This window comes from Chitinophaga sp. (genome assembly GCF_019236475.1).
Taxonomy (GTDB): domain Bacteria; phylum Bacteroidota; class Bacteroidia; order Chitinophagales; family Chitinophagaceae; genus Chitinophaga.
The window spans coordinates 639,021-657,405 of sequence record NZ_JAFAIX010000012.1; the positions used below are offsets into that span (position 1 = coordinate 639,021).

Annotated in this window: 9 protein-coding genes; 3 read left to right on the forward strand and 6 right to left on the reverse strand. The window is 43.2% G+C overall.

All coding sequences use genetic code 11. The features are described from left to right. Nucleotides 1-1,224: 1,224 nt before the first annotated feature. Complete coding sequence (gene nadA, locus JO154_RS18850) at nucleotides 1,225-2,232, reverse strand: quinolinate synthase NadA (protein ID WP_291948378.1); 1,008 nt, start codon at nucleotides 2,230-2,232, stop codon at nucleotides 1,225-1,227. A gap of 766 nt (nucleotides 2,233-2,998) precedes the next feature. Here nadA and JO154_RS18855 point away from each other — a divergent pair. Both JO154_RS18855 and JO154_RS18860 read left to right on the forward strand, forming a co-directional pair. Then, nucleotides 2,999-5,101, forward strand: coding sequence for a peptidylprolyl isomerase (locus tag JO154_RS18855; protein WP_291948380.1), 2,103 nt, complete (start codon nucleotides 2,999-3,001; stop codon nucleotides 5,099-5,101). 123 nt (nucleotides 5,102-5,224) lie between these two features. Continuing rightward, complete coding sequence (locus tag JO154_RS18860) at nucleotides 5,225-5,731, forward strand: DUF2480 family protein (protein ID WP_291948382.1); 507 nt, start codon at nucleotides 5,225-5,227, stop codon at nucleotides 5,729-5,731. On the opposite strand, the gene corA is transcribed toward JO154_RS18860, so the two are convergent. The 3 genes from corA to JO154_RS18875 all read right to left on the reverse strand — a co-directional run bounded on the left by corA (nucleotide 5,728) and on the right by JO154_RS18875 (nucleotide 8,764). Then, nucleotides 5,728-6,834, reverse strand: a complete 1,107-nt coding sequence (corA, locus tag JO154_RS18865; RefSeq protein ID WP_291948384.1) for a magnesium/cobalt transporter CorA — start codon at nucleotides 6,832-6,834, stop codon at nucleotides 5,728-5,730. The genes JO154_RS18860 and corA overlap by 4 nt on opposite strands. A gap of 201 nt (nucleotides 6,835-7,035) precedes the next feature. Beyond that, nucleotides 7,036-8,289: a DUF3472 domain-containing protein gene (locus tag JO154_RS18870; protein WP_291948385.1), complete on the reverse strand. Its 1,254-nt coding sequence runs from the start codon at nucleotides 8,287-8,289 to the stop codon at nucleotides 7,036-7,038. A gap of 94 nt (nucleotides 8,290-8,383) precedes the next feature. Beyond that, nucleotides 8,384-8,764, reverse strand: a complete 381-nt coding sequence (locus JO154_RS18875) for a septal ring lytic transglycosylase RlpA family protein (RefSeq protein ID WP_291948386.1) — start codon at nucleotides 8,762-8,764, stop codon at nucleotides 8,384-8,386. Between the two features lie 141 nt (nucleotides 8,765-8,905). Between JO154_RS18875 and JO154_RS18880 the strand changes: the two genes are divergently transcribed. After that, the gene (locus JO154_RS18880; protein WP_291948388.1) at nucleotides 8,906-10,642 is read left to right on the forward strand and encodes a thiamine pyrophosphate-dependent enzyme; all 1,737 of its coding nucleotides are present in this window, start codon (nucleotides 8,906-8,908) and stop codon (nucleotides 10,640-10,642) included. 89 nt (nucleotides 10,643-10,731) lie between these two features. Here the strand turns inward: JO154_RS18880 and JO154_RS18885 are convergent, their stop codons facing one another. Continuing rightward, a complete protein-coding gene (locus tag JO154_RS18885) occupies nucleotides 10,732-13,230 on the reverse strand; it encodes a BamA/TamA family outer membrane protein (protein ID WP_291948390.1) in 2,499 nt (832 codons plus the stop codon). Further along, complete coding sequence (locus JO154_RS18890; protein WP_291948392.1) at nucleotides 13,214-18,274, reverse strand: translocation/assembly module TamB domain-containing protein; 5,061 nt, start codon at nucleotides 18,272-18,274, stop codon at nucleotides 13,214-13,216. The genes JO154_RS18885 and JO154_RS18890 overlap by 17 nt, the downstream gene beginning before the upstream one ends. Nucleotides 18,275-18,385: the final 111 nt, after the last annotated feature.

The following is an 18,385-nucleotide window of genomic DNA, read 5'->3' on the forward strand; positions in this document are numbered from 1 at the left end:
TAGCTTGTTTTAATTACAATATCCACATTTCTTGTGAAAAAGGAGAGAAAATCATCTTCCTATTATAAAATTCAGGCGGTTTATTCACATTTTGAGAGAAAAAAAACAAAAAAAAATTTTGAAAATGGGATATATGTCCACTTTTTCCACATTTTATGTCGAAAACTGATTCAAAACTCCCACAGAACATATATCGAGAAGGGTTTTCCACAAAAATCTTCCCACCCAAGTTAATTTCTGCTCTAATTTCAATGGATCCCACGAGTCGGTTGAGGATACAATAATCCAAATTTTTCAAGGGTAACCACAGACTCAAAGTATATATTTAATTCTCCAGCCACTAGTTAAATCGACCTACTTCATCTCTCCTTCGTTGACCTGAACTACTTTTAAATATTCAATTCTCAGCGCACTCACTAAGCGCTGAGAATTGCACCGATCTTGACAATCATTCACGAAATAGTGATGAGAATACCTATTCAATTCTCAGCGCCTTCCCAAAGTCCTGAGAATTGAATGAAAAAATCATATCCCAGGTAATTCCTAGTTACACTTTATTCTCAGCGTACAAGTAGGGCGCTGAGAATTGCATAAAAATTTAAAACCTGCACTTACTACAGGACTTAAAAATTTATTTAATTCTCACGGCCTTCATTTTTCATTTTCACTATCATTTTCATAGACAGAGAATTTAGTCTTGATAACTATTTAAGAGTAATCCACAGATATCCACATCGCTGTGAATAACAACATTTCTAGCGAAGCGACTGACAATGAAATATTTATGAAAACCTAAGGGGTATGCCGAGAAAATATGGAATATTAAAACCTCAGCCGCCTTTCTCAGAACGCGACGAGAATGCGGAGAACGTACTAATTCATGTATAGGATCAAAATGATCATAAAATTCGCATTCTCACAGCACTAATAGTGCGTTGAGAATTCAATAAAATATATTTTTCTGCGCATACCCAAGGGGCAAAATGAATATTCAATTCTCAGCGCCTTCATTTTTTGATTTTAACTCACAATCCAGCATGCATTGTGAACAACTATGTGCAGATGTATAGTTTGATGTGAAGTGCCTGGGGAAACAAAAAGTATAATTTTTAAGTTAAGGGGCTATAACTTATTGATTTTTAATAAATTTTTGCATCAAAAAAAGAAGTCCGTGTAATGTGATTACACGGACTTCAAAAAATGTGAATTATGTTGATAACTGTCTTACAATCCTGCTGCCGCACTAATTGCTAACATTCTTTCAATAGGTTTTAATGCTGCCACTCGTAATGACTCTTCCATTGTGATCTCCGGTTGTTCATATTCCATACACAGGTAAAGTTTTTCCAATGTGTTCAGTTTCATATGTGGACAATCATTACAAGCACAAGCATTGTTTGGTGGAGCAGGTATGAAAGTTTTTGCCGGATTCTCTTTTTGCATCTGGTGCAAAATACCCGTTTCCGTAACTACGATGTATTCTTCCGCACTATCACGTTGTGTGAATTTCAGGAGTGCAGTAGTAGATCCAATGTAGTCCGCCACTTCCAAAACAGCCGGTTCACACTCTGGATGCGCCACTATCTTGGCTTTCGGGTGACGAACCTTCAATTTCATGATTTTTTCCAGGGAAAATATCTCATGTACCATACAGGCTCCGTTCCAGAGAACCATGTCTCTACCCGTTTTTTTGATCAAATAAGCGCCTAAATTCCTGTCGGGGGCAAAAATGATCGGCTGATCCTTGGGAACGCTTTCGATGATTTTCTCGGCATTTGAAGACGTACAGATGATATCAGAAAGTGCCTTGATACCGGCAGAACAGTTGATGTATGAAATCACGATATGATCCGGATATTTGTCTCTAAACTTCTTAAACAGCTCTGGTGGCGCACTATCGGCCAAAGAACAACCAGCTTTCAGGTCTGGTAACAGCACTTTTTTCTGTGGACTCAGAATTTTTGCGGTCTCAGCCATAAAGTGCACACCAGCAAAAACGATAATGTCCGCATCTGTTTTGGCAGCCTGTTGAGAAAGCCCCAGACTGTCCCCAATATAATCCGCGATATCCTGAATGTCCGGCTCCTGGTAATAGTGGGCGAGCACAATTGCGTTTTTGCGTTTTTTCAAATCTTCAATTGCGGCAAACAAATCCAAAGCGGGATCCACCGATATATCCAAAAATCCGTTGTGTTGCAAATTTTTTTTTGCGGTGGCTAAATCTATAATCATGACTATATATCTATTTAAATATTTAAAAAGAAAAGCCCACTACTATTAGGGCTGTGAATATGTGGAAATTAAATTTTTGAGCTTGATACAAATGTAGTTGTTATTCCTTTTGTCTTCATTATCCACATCAAAATTAACATCCTATTTCCGCTTCTGTATTGGATTTTAGTGATTTCATCCACATACGTGGATATCGTAAGACGTGAAAATCTTTTTCCTGTTCACAGTATTAGGAAAATGTTAAAAGCTGCTGTTAACAATCCACAATCCACATAAAAATTTTCTAAGGGAAACTTTTGGCATAAAAACAAAATTAGTTTTACCTGTGGACAAAGGCACCTTTTCCCACCTTATTTTACGTTTTACAGGGGTTTTTACACATCAATTGTGGAAAAAAATCACCCCCGAATGAAAAAGCGCCAAAAATGATGCAAGGCTTGTTTTGCACTATTTTATTCACAAATACCTGTGAATTGCGTTATCCACTTTTTCAGAAATGTGAATAAAGCCAACAGATGCGTGATAGAGGCATACTGCGAAAATACCACGCCAATTCTGCGTTTTAAAACACTAATCTGCTGAAAAAAAATGAGTTGGAAAAATGGAGATATTGTGGAAAACCTGTGAATGATACCCAGTACATAAAAGTGTTAGAAAGGCCTCAAACCCAGTACAGTAAAGGGTTTGAAGGTAAAAAATACTCTTTTGCAGTTACAGTTATTTTATTCTATTTTTGCTATCCTTAAAAATGTAGACTATATAATATATGTCAGTAATTCAGAAAATCAGGGACAAGTACGCCGTTGTCATCGTTGTTGTGATTTGCGTGGCTATTGTCAGTTTCCTGCTGCAGGATGCCTTTTTTGGCAGAAACTCCCTTACCCGTCGTTCCACAAGTGTGGGTAAAGTAAATGGTGAATCGCTGGAATATGCCGATTACCAACGTCGTATTACGGATTTTGAAAACAACTACCGTCAGAGAATGGGTGGTAATGCTAATCTGAGTGAAGAAGATCGTCAGAGCATCCGTGAGAAAGTATGGAATGATTTTCTGTCTGAAGAAATATTAAAAGGTCAATACGACAAACTGGGTATCGCTGTAACCGATCCAGAAGTGGTAGACCAATTTACTGGTAAAAATCCTAACCCAATCGTAGTTCAACAGTTTGGTCGTAATGGTCAGTTGAATACCGCTGAAATGGTGAAGATCATCAGCCAAGGTAATACCAACCCTAACATCCGTGAAGCGCTGCACCAAATGCAAGCACAGATCAGAGAATATCAAACCCAACAGAAATATGTAACCCTGGTAAGACAAGGTATATATTATCCAAAATGGTTAGCAAAACAACAACAAGAAGATAATAGCCAATCTGCTACTGTATCTTATGTTAATGTTCCTTATGCTTCAATCTCTGATTCTGCTGTTAAAGTAACCGATGCTGAACTGCAACGTTATATTAATGATCACAGCAAACTGTTCCAAGTAGAAGAATCTCGCAAAATTGAATACGTATCTTTCGATGCTATTCCTTCTGCAACTGATACCGCTGCTGCCCTGCATCAGTTGTTGTCACTGAAACAAGAACTGGATACAGTAAGTGCAAAAGATATCGCCGGTTTCATCAACCGTAATTCCGATAGCAAATTCTATGATGGCTTTATCTCTAAAAGTGAAGCTAAAATGCCAATGAGAGATTCTATCGTGGATCTGCCAGTTGGTGGCGTTTTCGGACCATATTATGATAACCACCTGATTTCCTTCGCGAAAATGGTGGAGCGTAAAACTATGGCTGACAGCGTTAAAGTTCGCCACATCCTGATCGCTGCAAATCCTCAGGAAGGTGTTACCGATTCTATCGCGAAAGGTCGTGCAGATAGTATCCTGGCTGCAATCAAAGGTGGCGCAAGCTTCTCTGATATGGTGGCTAAATTCTCTGATGATCAGGGTAGCAAACAAACCAATGGCGAATACGATCTGACGCCATCTAGCCAGTTCGTTCCTGAATTCAAAGATTTCGCATTCTCCGGTTCTAAAGGTGAATACAAAGTAGTTAAAACACAGTTTGGCTACCATGTAATGCAGATCATGGATCAGAAAAACATCGGTTCCGCTATTAAAGTAGCTTACCTGGCTAAACCAGTTGAAGCTAGTAAAGAAACTAATAACACCGCATACTCTGCTGCAAGCGACTTCGCTTCAAAAACTCGTAGCTCCGCTGCTTTCCAGAAAAATATTCAGGAAGGTAAACTGGTGAAAAAAATTGCTGATAACGTACGTCCTATGGACTTCGTTATTCCAGGTCTGGGTGCGTCCCGTGAACTGGTACGTTGGGCTTACGATGCTAAAAAAGGTGATGTAAGCACTGTATTCACGATGGATGATAAATACGTAGTAGCGGTGCTCACTAGCGTTCGTGAAGAAGGTACTGCTCCACTGGAAGATGTAAGACAACTGGTTGAATCTGAAGTGAAAAAACAGAAGAAAGCTGACCAAATCATCGCTAAACTGGGTACTCCAGCTTCCCTGGACGCTGCTGCAAAAGCAAGTTCTCAACCAGTGTTGAAAGCAGAAGGTGTTTCTTTCGCCACTCCTTTCATCCCAGCTCTTGGTTTCGAACCACGCGTTGCAGGTGCTTCTTTCAACAAAAATTGGGGTACCAAAGCAGTTTCTGCTCCAATTGAAGGTAACGCAGGTGTTTATGTAATCAAAGTTGATGCATATCAACCTTCTGCACAACCAGCACAAGATATTGCTCAAATGCAGGCCGCTTATGAACAAAGCGTGATCTCTATGCTGAACAGCCAGATGTCTTCCATCCTGAAGAAACTCAGCGATGTGAAAGATACTCGTGGTAAACACTTCTAATTAGTACATTTTTACTGACATAAGGCAAACGCCTCCGCTACCCTGCGGAGGCGTTTTTGTGTTTATATGGTGACAAATATCGTCCGCTGTTATTCGTAAATTTGTAGTCTAAATGTGGATAAAATGGACGAAATCATCAATAAAGTAGCACAGAGTGGACTGGAAACAATAGACCTGGAGCAGTTTTATCCCCAGGGTGAAATTGTTGTTTTTGACTTGAAACCCTTCCTTTTCATGGAAATGATCCTGAAAGAAAAGGATTTCAGAGCCGCTTTGCAGTCGCATGACTGGGAGCAATACCGTGATAAAAATGTGGGTATCCTTTGTAGTGTGGATACTGTGATTCCTTTATGGGCATATATGTTGGTAATGACTTACCTGCAGCCAGTAGCGGCTTATGCAGCGGCTGGAGATGCCGACTTTATTTATAAGACACTGTATCTCCACAACCTGGGACAGTTGGATACTGCCACTTTTGTGGATAAGCGTATTGTTATTAAAGGCTGTGGCGATAAACGCGTTAGCGAAGTGGCTTATGCAGAAATTACCCGTCTGCTCCGCCCTGTAGTGAAGAGTTTAATGTATGGAGAACCTTGTTCTACTGTTCCTATTTATAAAAACAAGGGTTAAAACCAGCCTCGTTTTCTGAAAAGCCAGATCATAAACACGAGTAGTATTCCCATTGCTCCCAATGTGAGGTAATACCCATTTTCAGATTTAAGCTCGGGCATATTCTGAAAGTTCATACCGTATATACCAGCAATCAATGTAAGTGGCGCCATCAGCGTAGTTACTACGGCCAACACTTTCATGATTTCATTCAGTTTCAGATTGAGCTGGGTATGATACATTTCTTGTAAGTTCAAAACGGTATCTCGATAGGTTTCCGCTAGTTCTGTACATTGGATGATGTGGTCAAAGACATCTTTGTAGTATTTGGTATCTCTATCTTCTAGTAGATCGCTTTCACTTTTCAGGAAGCCATTTACAAGATCCCGAACAGGTGAAATTGCACGTTTGAAGATTAATAATTCCCTTTTCAGAAAATTTATACGGGCGAGTGTTTTGGTAGTGGGCTGATGTTGGACAAGATCTTCCATCAGCTCAATCCGCTCTCCCAGCTTATCCAGCACCACGAAGTAATTATCCACAATAATGTCAATAAGTGCATAACAGAGATAATCCGTCATGCCGCTACGAAGGCGGGAAGTAGCGATGCGCAGCTTTTCGCGAATAGGATCAAATAGATCTCTGGTGGGATCATCCTGGAAAGAGATCACAAAATTTTTTCCCAGTAGAATGCTTACCTGTTCTTGTTCTATGGTGGAAGTTTCACTATTAAAATACATCATGGGCAATAGGCAGAACAAATGTTCTCCTATTTCATCCATTTTTGCACGCTGTCCTACACTGAGAATATCTTCTTCCAACAGTGGATGAATCATAAAGCAGGAGGAAATTGCATGAATATCGTCCTTGCGAATTCCATCCACGTTAATCCAGGTAATATTGGAAGATTCGAGATAGGGAAAAACATCCTGTACTTTGGTGAGTTCCCTTTCTTCTAATGAAGACGGGCTGTAATTGAATATGGTGATTTTACTGCAATCCGCCGGTGGCCGCATGGCTGTACCAATGGCAGGATTAAAATTCATTAATCGTTGTTTCCTTATTTTGAAAGGGTTTAGCACATCCAACACTTGCGGAATTGGCAATATTTTCTTGTTAGCCATATTCTGAATTACATTTTTTAGTAGTGACATCCAAATTCCGCGACTAAATTAAAGATTTTGTTTTGTTGAAAAGTTGAAGCAAAGAAACAATCAAAAAAGAGGGAAGCATAGAAAATAAATTGCTCCCCTTAATCCCATAGGGTATGTGGAGTAATAATGTGTAAAAAAAGCCCTGCTTTTTGGTCTAGCAGGGCTTGTAGATTAGAATTTAGGGAGACTAATGTCTGGGTGCTGACCGGTTGCTGGGCGCTCGAAGATATCTCCTGCCTGTGCGTTTGCCGGTTTAAAGCCGCTGTTCCACAGATAGAACCAGCCATTTTCAGCGCCACCGCCAAAATCCAGGCGATCTTTCGCTCTTGCAGTGGCATCATTGGTGAATTTAGCTTTAGTTAGTTCAATCCATTCGCCGGTATTGGTTTTTATCCAATGGTTGCCGAAATATCCTTTACGGCCCAGATGTCCGTTGCTGAAAGAGAAGTTTTCCAGGAAGGAATAAAGATGGCCCATATATTTTCCGTCTTTAGGCGCGCGGAAGCTGGCAATCAGTTTCCATTCATGATGCTCTGGGACGTAGAAATAAGCAGTATAGGTAGTGGTATTTCCTTCTGGTACGCTGTGCATGAGGAAGCGATAGGTTTCTCCTGGTTTCCAGTTATACACCCAGTGGCTATGTCCGCCGGTACCTTCACCGCCGAAGCCGCTGGCCTCCACACTATCACCTTTTGCGAGCAATACTACTTGGTCTTCATATTTAACTTTATCGCGGGATTGTGGCTCCCCTCCTGCATCCCAAACAGAGAAAATAATTCTTCTTTCTGTGGGTGAGTTTACTTGCATACCAAAATAACCTCTGTGAAATCCACAAGACATAAAGTAAGTCCCTATTTTATCTTCTCCAGTTGGTACTTTAATTTCTCCGTAAAAGTATTCAGGATTTTTTCCTTCAGGAACAGGATAGTTTAGGTGAACAGAAGCCGCTCTGCGCCAAGGTTTCGGATTGAATTGAATATCTTTCACAGCGGAACCTTCGAGGTTCACGGACTGCACGTCTCCATAAACTTCTCCTTTCTTTTCTACCCCTTTCAAACTAACACAATAGAATCCTGGAGATTTTATTTTCGTTTCTAGCGCTGGTATTTTCGTATATACGTTTGCGTTAATACTGATTGTTCTTTCTATACCATTCAGTGTAACGGTCACTTTACTCGGCGCGTCTGATTTGGCTGTCAACGCTACTTTCAGGTTACCAGGAGTAGCTACATGGAAATAGAAGTTGACCGTATTGGCATTGTCGGTCCACTTTACAACACCGTTACGTTGACTAATTTGAACATTTTCTTCTTCTGGATCGGCGTAGGCGGTGAATCCGGGGAGGTCCGCCTGTGGCGTTTGTGCAAAAATGCGGGGAGTGGCAGTTGAGAGCAACAATGCCAATAGTAACCATTTCTTTTTCATTGTTCTTTTGATTGATTGTGAACAAATAAAGCAGCTAGAATTGCTAAATGCAATTTCATTCATCAAAAATTACAATGGAATGAGAATGATGTTATTAGGCTTTCTGTTTCTTCTTATATTTTATCTGCACCGTAGCAACGCCAGTACTCATCATTCCCAGTCTTTTAGCCGCTTTTTTAGATACATCGATCATACGGTTTTTTGTGAAAGGTCCTCTGTCGTTGATTCTCACCTTTACGGAGCGTCCGTTGGCGATATTCACCACTTTCACGCGAGTGCCGAAAGGCAGACTAGGATGGGCGGCGGTCAGGTTGTTCTGGCGAAAAGTTTCACCACTGGCCGTTTTCTTACCATCGAAGGAATCAGCATAGAAGGAAGCCTTTCCTGTTTGGGTAATTTGTCTGCTGCAGGCAGAACAAAGCAGTAATAATGAGGCAATTACTGCAATGGAAGATTGCTTTTTCAATGTAGACATGCTGCAAGATGGAGGTTTAGGTCCTGATAAAAATAGCGCAAAAAAAATAATAATGCCTGGGATAATCGTCTGTACCTGAACAAAGGTGATTTTTCGGCGTTTTGCAAGTGAACAGCAATCATCGTTTTAAAATGTATCATTATGGCAAAACTAGTAGCTGATCAGATAGTGGAAATGCTGGCAGAAGCTGGCGTGAAAAGGATTTATGCAGTAACAGGCGATAGTTTAAATCATATTAGCGATGCCGTCAGGCGGGATGGACGTATACAGTGGGTACATGTGCGGCATGAAGAGGCAGGCGCTTATGCCGCAGCAGCAGATGCACAGTTGTTGGGCATTGGTTGTTGCGCCGGAAGTAGTGGTCCAGGGCATGTACACTTGGTGAATGGATTGTATGATGCGCATCGTTCAGGCGCTCCCGTAATCGCCTTGGCTTCCACTTGCGAAACCACTGAATTTGGGAGTAATTATTTCCAAGAAACCAATACCATCAAGCTGTTTGACGATTGCAGTTGCTATAACCAAGTAGCTGCTACCGCTGCGCAAGCGCCTCGTATGTTGCAGGCAGCCCTGCAACATGCTGTGAGCCGAAAAGGGGTGGCAGTATTAGGAATTCCGGGAGACGTGGCCGCCTCTGGCGCTAGTGAAATACTCACTGCTACGAGAGTGTACCAGCCACAGCCGATAGTCCGTCCATCTGATAAAGAACTGCATGCATTGGCTGCTTTACTACAAGGAGCGGAAAGAATTGCCATTTATTGTGGCTTAGGAGCGGCTATGGCACATGATGAAGTAGTTGCCTTGTCTCATCTGTTAAAAGCGCCTGTATCCTATTCTTTTAGGGCAAAAATGGGCATACAATACGATAATCCCAACGAAGTAGGTATGACGGGATTGTTGGGAATTGCATCGGCATATAAGAGCATGCATGAAGCAGATGTGGTTTTATTGCTGGGAACAGATTTCCCCTATACGCCGTTTATTCCGGAGGATAAGAAGTTGGTGCAGATTGATATTCAACCAGAGCGATTAGGGCGCAGGGCTAACATGGAAATGGGCCTCTGCGGAGATATCCGTGATACCCTCGTGGCACTGTTGCCGTTATTAGAAGAAAAAAGGGGAAGGGATTTCCTGGATACTATGCTAGCCTTTCACCAGGAAGTAGATAAAAAACTGCAAACCTATGTAGAAGATCAGGGTAAAGAAGAGGCTATCTCACCGGAATATATCGCTAGTATCATCAATAAAGTGGCGGCAGATGACGCCATCTTTACCGTGGATACCGGCATGACGAATGTATGGGCGGCCCGTTACCTGCAGGGTACCGGAAAAAGAGTGTTACTGGGTTCCTTTAATCATGGATCCATGGCCAATGCGCTGCCACAATCAATCGGCGCAGCATTCGCTTATCCTGGAAGAGAAGTATTCGCCCTATGCGGTGATGGAGGATTAACCATGACACTCGGCGATCTAATGACGATCCGGCAATACAATCTGCCCGTGAAAGTAATGGTGTTTAACAACAGGTCATTGGGCATGGTAAAGCTGGAAATGGAAGTGGCTGGATTGCCCGATTGGCAGACAGATATGCATAATCCAGATTTTGCAGCGGTGGCCGCAGCAATGGGATTCATGACATTCACATTGAAAGAACCTGACGATGCATTTTCTGTGTTGGCCGCTGCGGTGGATACTAACGGACCTGTACTAGTGAATATCTTTACCAATCCTAGTTCGCTGGCCATGCCACCGAAAATTGAACTCAGTCAGATGAAAGGCTTCGCTTTGTGGATGGGAAAACTAATTTTAGGCGGCCGCTATGAAGATGTATTTGAAGCGGTTAAATCCAATTATAAACATCTGAAAGATGTGCTGTAAATAACAGGCGGTATCAAAAAAAAATAACAAAAATTGCGTGACGTCACAGACGTCACGCAATTTTCTTACAGGCAGAAGATTTCATTTCTTTAGAACGGATATCCAATCGCGATATTCAGTATCAGGTTTTTCTTTCTCCAGTCAGGATCTCCGAAGTTGATTTGATTGATCACCCAACGTTCATTTTCCGGCAAGTAAGGAACACGCAGTGGGAATGCCAGATCAAAACGAACCACCACAATAGAGGCATCTATGCGTAGACCCACCCCTGCTCCTACTGCAATATCCTTCAGGAAAGAATTCACCTTAAATTCACCACCTGGTTTTTCCGGATCTGGCCTGGATAGCCAAACGTTTCCTGCATCTACAAAGGCTGCGAAATTGAAAACACTGGCGATGTGAAGTCGTACTTCGGTGTTTAATTCTAGTTTGATATCTCCGGCTTCATTCGCTAGTAATGAAGTAGTATCTACTGCTTTGTTATGATAAGAACCTGGTCCGAGGGTACGCGCCCGGAATGCCCTGATACTACTGCTACCTCCCGTGAAATATTGTTTCACAAAAGGCATGGAATTGCTAGCACCAGTCACACTATTGCCATAAGGGAAACCAAAGCCCATGTACAACCTGTTTACCCATTGCTTGCCCTTTCCAAGCTGCCAGTAGTGGCGGCCTTCGAGGGTTATTCTCTCGTATTGTGCGAATGGGTTACCGAATATATTTCGGGTCGTGTCTCCCTTTTTCGGCACTATTAATCCCGCCAGGTTACCAGATACATCCAGATTGCCACTCAGATAAAAACTATGCGTTCTGGCTGGATTCAGGTTATTGTAAGTAATCGTATAGTTACCTCCCAGGATAAACTGCTTGGAAATAGCTGCTCGTTGACTCGGATCATTTTTGAGAATACTATCATACGCAGCCGTGGTCTTTGTTGGCAGTACATAAGTTACTGCAATCGGCGCGAAGGCGTGGCTGAGATTTTTAGTGCGCTGCCACAAGTATTGTAACTGCACCGTATAGGCGTTCAGGTTATACAAATCAGATCGACTGTACAGTTCGTAATTTAAGCTAACACGTGTACGCGGTACATAAGGTGTACGCGGGTTAATACCGAATGGTGTCCAGAAACGAGGAATCGTTACTGCCACCTCGGCCCCTAATGAATAGGAATTAGAGCCACCAGCATTGTTGCCTGTTTGCCATTCCATACCGCCTGTAAGCCCGACCTCTAAGAGATCTGCGGCATGCAGCCAGTTACGGTTTTTAGCAGTAATTTTTATTTGAGAACCCACAAATCCATTTGATTTGGAGGTACCACGTAATTCCGATTGTAAAGAACGACGCTGATAAGGTGTCAGGTATAAGCGGGCATCTAGCCAGCCACTATCCGCAGCGAAATAGTTGCCATAAGTATTCTGAAACCCAGCCCTGGAGGAATCTCTGTGGAAAGATTGGGTTGTGTCTCCCCCTGGTCTATTACTATTATTCCTGTTTCTTCGGCTGGTATCCGTAGTAAATCTTGGTACACCATCCGGCTGATTAGGATTGCCACCATCGAAGTTATGCAGAGATGTATCCCGTACCACCCTGAATTGCCCTTTAATAAATTTGAAAGTACCCAGGTTAATCAGACGGTGCAAGGTGATATTGTGGGAACTGAGTCGGTATAAACTATCAGGCCGCAAGAACACAGATTTATCGAATACCAGCGGACGGAATCTTTTCGCGGGATCGACAATATATATTCCTTTGTAGTTGACAGGCGTACCCTTGGTGGTAGTAGAATCATCCAGGGAGTAATCCGGATAGAGGATAATATCCCGCATCCTATAAGGGCGCATCGCCACTGCTGGCGTGTTTTCCTTCACTTTCACATACATGTTCACTTTACCGTTCTGGTTGCTATCTGCTTGTACGATGATGTAGTCTGGTGTAAAGTAATAGTATCCGTGTTCTTTTAAAACAGCGTGTATACGTTCCCGTTCAGCTTTGATGGAATCTAATGAATATGGCTTGCCCGGTATCAGTGAGCTTTCTTCTGTAGTGGCAGCGATGGCTTTACCAATAGCAGAGCTGTCTGTAAGGAACTTTACAAAGTTAATCGTGTAGCGGTGTCTGGGTGTAGCTGTATACTTTATTTTCGCCTTTTTACTTCCCTTATTAATTACTTCTGAAGTTACATCTGCCTGGAAATAGCCATTATCTACCAGGTATTGTTCCAATACATTGGAGGTATAATCTGGTTTCGCCTGACTCAACAATACTGGTGGTTCTCCCCATTTTTTACGGAGGAGATAATTAAGCCCTTTGCCTTTAGGCTTGGGTTCATGGCCCAAATTGTATAACCACAACTTAATTGGCATTCCCAGGAAACGCTTGTTCCTAATGGGCCGTATTCTTTTGGTCATACCTTCGGAAAGAGAGGCGTAATCTTTCGGTTTCCTCTTTTTCTTCCAGACTACTTCGCTGCCAGTATACAATCGGTCTCCTTCCGGCACAGAGCGTGTTGTGCTACAGGAGCTGATTACAAGGTATACCATGCAACAGCAGAACCAGGTGATGATATGACTATTTATCCGATGCATTCTTATTGTTACTCTTCTTTTGGGAATTTGTACGTAGTTTCTTCTGCTCTGTTTTTGTTTTGGAGCGCTGGAATATCTCTCTAAACTCTTCATAATCCACCACCAGCATAAATGCGATGCCTGTTTCTACCAACTGTCCTTCAATGACTGACTGATTATCATTCCGCTGGTATACTCTTACCCTGTAACGGCCGTCTTTGGTGAGTTTGTAGTCAACAGAAATATCTCCTATCAATGAACTGGCATTCTGTGTATTGCCAGTGAGCATAATATTTGATCCAACGGAAACGGTTAAACGATTATTGAACAGGTTCTTGGAAGCGCCGATGTTCAAATTGGTTTGTTCCTGTGCAGAGCCGGTGGAATAATCTTCCCTGCTCTGTAGGTCGAAATTCAGATCTACCCCTTTGATAAGATTGCCGGCCAGATTATTTAGTTGTTGAGAAAGGATCTTACTTACACTATTCCGAGCGGCCTGACCAATGCCACCACCGCTATTATCCAACGTACTGGTAGGATCATCCGGAATGAAGGTATTCAACACCAGTAAGCCCATTACTTGCTTATTCAGTTCAGACGGCACCTGGTTGATCTGTTTGATACGATTGTATGGCGCACCATTGAAATCATTTCTTTCCCGCTCTGGCATGTCCAGTTGGAAGCTGATATCAGGCTTTTTCAGGTTGCCTTTGATCATCAGGTATACTTCAAAAGGTATCCGTTGTTTATAGCGATTTTTGTCTTCCTGACTCATATTTCCCAACTGATCTTGTACCAGGTCTATCGCTGGTGCATTCACCGTGTATTTGGCGGTGATGTTCAAATCAGCGTCCATGGCGTCTCCGCTGAAGGAAATATAACTGCCTTTCTGAATATCAAAGGAGCGTTTGATGAGCTGGTTGAGCGACAACTCATACTTACCTTCTTCAATTTCATAACGGCCAGTCAAACTCATCTTACTGCTTGGATCCAGTGTGGCTTGGATATTGGCAGTACCTTTCGCCTGTACGTAATCTCCATTCTGACTGTCGATTACAATTTTGATGGTGGATGCAGGTGTAACCGCTATGTTACCGGAAAAATTAATGCCTCTCAAACGAGGATTACCATATTTCAGGGAATCTTTTTTCGCTAACAGCGCGGAGTCTATTGGATTGCTCATATCCACAAATTCCACTACTCCTTCCCTATCCGCGAGGCCGGGTTCGTCATGCGGAAGGATAACCGTGATATTGGATTTATCCCGCAACGTTACATTTGCATCTATACGAGGAAGATCCAGTGTGCCGCGGATTTTGATCTTACTATCTACGTATGCTGGACCATACAGCCATTGGGTGTTATTTTGCTGAGGGCCCAGTGCCATAAAGTTATCTGCATTTACATCCAGGTTGAAGAAGAAACGGGAGTAATCACGTGTATTAATGCGGCCTGTCATCACCATTTCATCATTGAGACTATCGGCAATCACCACGTTATTGAATTGAATGCCTTTATCATCCATGATGATCGTTTCATCCGGCAGATGCAGGTTGTTACCGAGAAGAGATACCACACCACCTGCCTGGGAGAAATGCATTTCCCCTATCACTTTCGGCGCTGCTGTGGTTCCTGTGATATCAAAGATACCAGACGCGGTTCCGTACATATTGTGCATACTTCCGAAAGTAAACGGCTCCACTGTTTTCATACTCAGCTTCTCAATGGCAACGTGCGCCTGTAATGTAGAATCGTATGTGCCTGTAAGCGTGACATTATTATCAGGGCCTGAAAGTGCCGCATCCAGTTTATATTCATTGGGAACAGGATTGTTGACTTGTGCCGTCAATGTGCCCACAGGCGCATTCTTGACGGTCAGACTATCAATCCGCAGTTTCGCATCGATAATTGGGGAGGTATTCCAGTTACGTACATTAGCATCTGCATTCAGCAAACCATTTGCCAGTAGCGTATCTGAAGACAGCATGGCTGTTATCGTAGAGAGCTGGAAGTCTTGTATTTTCAATAATACCGCTGGTGTTGCGGAAGTATCCTGTTGTGTTACGAGATGAATGGATTGATGGCCCTGTGATAGCCGGATATTGGCAGAATCAGGGAAATGATTTTTCAATCGTAACATATTGTCTCTATCTACCGCCCATTGTTGGTAATTCAACAATAGTCCGGGCTTAATAGACAGTTTCATGATGTTATCAGGGAGAAAGTCTACATAGCCGCCCAGTTGATATTTCGGCTTATTTCGAATATCATGCAGTACCAAATCAAAATTCACTAAACCAGTATCCGCACGCGCTGTCAGCATGGTTTGATGCAGCGGAAACGTTGGATGGGCCAGATGTGCCAATGAAGCTTTTGCCTGGAGGGCAGTATCAAGAATCGCAACATTGATAGCTAGACTGTCTACCTGGAGGGAATCGTAATTGATTTTAGGAGCATGCGCTTGGAATGTCAGCAGGCTGCTATCGCTGTTGAGGCGGCCGCTAAATACCAAAGGCTCATCTATCCGTAAGGTAGGCGCCAAGTCATGCAGACTCCTCGGCCATACGAGGGAGCCGGACCATGCCAATGACTGACCCGCAGGAGGAATGATCAGTTTCGCAGTATCCATTGGCTGTAGCGGTTTTGCCATTATCATGGAGAACGCAGCGCCAATTTTGGTGTAATCGAATTGTCCCCAGGAATTGATAACACCCATCGGTGTTTTGAGATCGATATATTGTTGATCTGTGTGTTTCGCGATGAGGGCTACGGTATCCAGCGGGATGATATTGTCTGCCGTTTGGATTTTCCATTGCGTGAGAAAAGCGTTTCCTTCTATTCGCTGTGGGTCGATGCTGGTAAATTCCGCATGCACATTGCCCATCAGGGTAAGTGGCTTGGTATACCAGTGAGTAGTATATAGATCCGCTTTCGCGATTTCCATATCCGTATGGAAGTTTTGGAGACCTGTATCAGATAAGGCTCCTTCCACTTGGAAAGTAGCAGTGATACTGGTGTCTGCACTTTCCCCATGGGCGCGGAAAACGCCTTTATTGATATCACCGGCAACAGAGATATCGTGGTATGTATAGCCCTTATAGTAAGCGTCGCTAAGTTGTGCTGTGGCGCGGGCAATCATGCCTTTTAACGTATATCCCTGACCGGTAGCACTCATGCTGCCATTAACCCAACCGTAAGTTGTGTCTAGCAGGAGTTTGCCCATATGGATATGCATGTAAGGAATGTTGATATTGTAGGAGCTGCGCAGACTATCGGTAATGTTGATAAGTCGAGCTTTTATATCTGCGTTCGCATAGTCGCTTCTTAACTGAACATTAGTGTTCATATCCTTCATACCGCCAGAGAAGGAGCCTGTAATCTGGAATTTCTCTGGAATACGTGGCGTATCTGGTAGCGTGCCGGCGGGTAACCAAGCGCGGAGGGGTTTGTTGCCAGATTGGATATAAAGTCCGGTTAGGTTGACGTTCAGTTTATCAGGATTCGCTGCATGGTTGACCTGGCCATTGCTCATCTTGATCAGATTGCCAATGTGGTCATTTACGTACAGGTCCCTAATATTCAGCAGGCCAAGATTTCCTTTTAATATAGCCGATAACGTTAGCTCTTTATCCCATAGCGGATTGAAGTATTTGTTTTTTCGAGCATCCGGTACAAATCCCAGCCATTCGCCCAGGGCCACGGTAATAGAGTCCAGATTGGCATCTAGCCCGATTTTATCCAGGTCTTTACTGGCATCTGCCCAGGAGGGCACGGTAACGGTTATGTCTTTTCGGAGTGTACTTTTATTGGTTTGTACCAGGAAGTTGTTCAGGGAAAGGCTTTGTGGTGTAAATACCACATCCATATTGGCCTTTTTGATCGTAAACCCTGACCAATCGTGGAGCGTCATTGATTTCAGTGCCGCGCTGATAGTATCTGGAGAATATTTCACATTGGCAATATGCGTATTGATATTGCTGAGGAAAAGGTGATTATAGTCCGGATTAGGGCCAGCGGCCTTTGGCGGTGGAGCGCCGTTGTCATAACGAACAGCGAGCCTGTCCAGGTGAACCTGTGTAGCCGCTACCGTCCAGGTATTGGGCGTGGTATCTGGAGGAGGAGGCGTTTTATCCTTGCCTGGCATGAGTGCAACTACACCGCCTGTATACTGCACTTTTAAGTCTCCCACCTGGATATGGGTGGAATCCTGGTCCAGGCTGGAGTTCAGTAATGTTAGTTTACCAATTGTCCAGGCGGTGGAAATGCCGATCGCGTCGCTGCTAAAAAGGAAGCTACTATTGTTGATAGTGAGTTTTTTCAGCAGGAGGTGTAGTGAAACGGCATTGGTATCTTTCGGTTCAGGAGGGGGCGCTGCAGCGGCCACTTTCGACGGATTATAGTATTGCCGGAAGTAACCTTTGAGGCCATCCACGTCAATTCCTCTGAAGGAGTACACACCATCCTCAACGAGGAGGTCATCCGGATCGAGGTGAATTTCTTTCCAGGTGAGTACGGCATCCATTCCTCCTGGGAGGTCTTCGTATCTAATGCGGAATTGCTTCAGCGAAATATCTTTCAGCAGGTACTGTAAGGTGGTACCAGTGGATGTGTTGAGGGTATCCTTTTTGGGTCCTGGTTTTACGAAAGCATCAATGGCGAACTGGTAGTTGAACGTAGAATCGTTCAGGCGATAAGCGTTTACCAGTACCGAATCCCATTCCAGCTTATCAATTTTCAGATCATTGCTAAGTAGGGAAAGGAGATTATAGTGCACCTTCAGTGTACCTGAATAAAATAGGGGCTGATTGGTGGTATCTGCCACGTATACGTCTTTGAGTTCGAGATATTGCCATCCTCTGGCGCGGAGATAACCTATTTTAATACGGGTATTCAGTTTCTTTTGCAGATAGGACTCGCCTTGTTGGCGGATATAGTTCTGTACTCCGTCTATCTGGAGCAATAGCAGCAACATAACGGGCAACAGCAGCACCGCTACAATAATCCATAAAAGCCATTTCCACCAGGGGCGGCCGCGATTTTCTCCGGTTTCTTCTGGTTCTGTCACGTGAGTTTTCGGGTATATAAATTACAGAATTAAAACGCGCCAGGGCGTTTATTAGTTTACTCTAAAAACGGGATTGTATCCGAACACTAGTGGGCGTTACAAAATTCGTAC

Excerpts from the sequence above, each read along its gene's own strand:
- JO154_RS18860 (WP_291948382.1), top strand. The coding sequence starts at position 5,225 with ATGGACGAAATCATCAATAAAGTAGCACAGAGTGGACTGGAAACAATA.
- JO154_RS18885 (WP_291948390.1), bottom strand. The coding sequence starts at position 13,230 with ATGCATCGGATAAATAGTCATATCATCACCTGGTTCTGCTGTTGCATG.
- corA (WP_291948384.1), bottom strand. The coding sequence starts at position 6,834 with ATGGCTAACAAGAAAATATTGCCAATTCCGCAAGTGTTGGATGTGCTA.
- JO154_RS18875 (WP_291948386.1), bottom strand. The coding sequence starts at position 8,764 with ATGTCTACATTGAAAAAGCAATCTTCCATTGCAGTAATTGCCTCATTA.
- JO154_RS18880 (WP_291948388.1), top strand. The coding sequence starts at position 8,906 with ATGGCAAAACTAGTAGCTGATCAGATAGTGGAAATGCTGGCAGAAGCT.
- JO154_RS18870 (WP_291948385.1), bottom strand. The coding sequence starts at position 8,289 with ATGAAAAAGAAATGGTTACTATTGGCATTGTTGCTCTCAACTGCCACT.
- nadA (WP_291948378.1), bottom strand. The coding sequence starts at position 2,232 with ATGATTATAGATTTAGCCACCGCAAAAAAAAATTTGCAACACAACGGA.
- JO154_RS18855 (WP_291948380.1), top strand. The coding sequence starts at position 2,999 with ATGTCAGTAATTCAGAAAATCAGGGACAAGTACGCCGTTGTCATCGTT.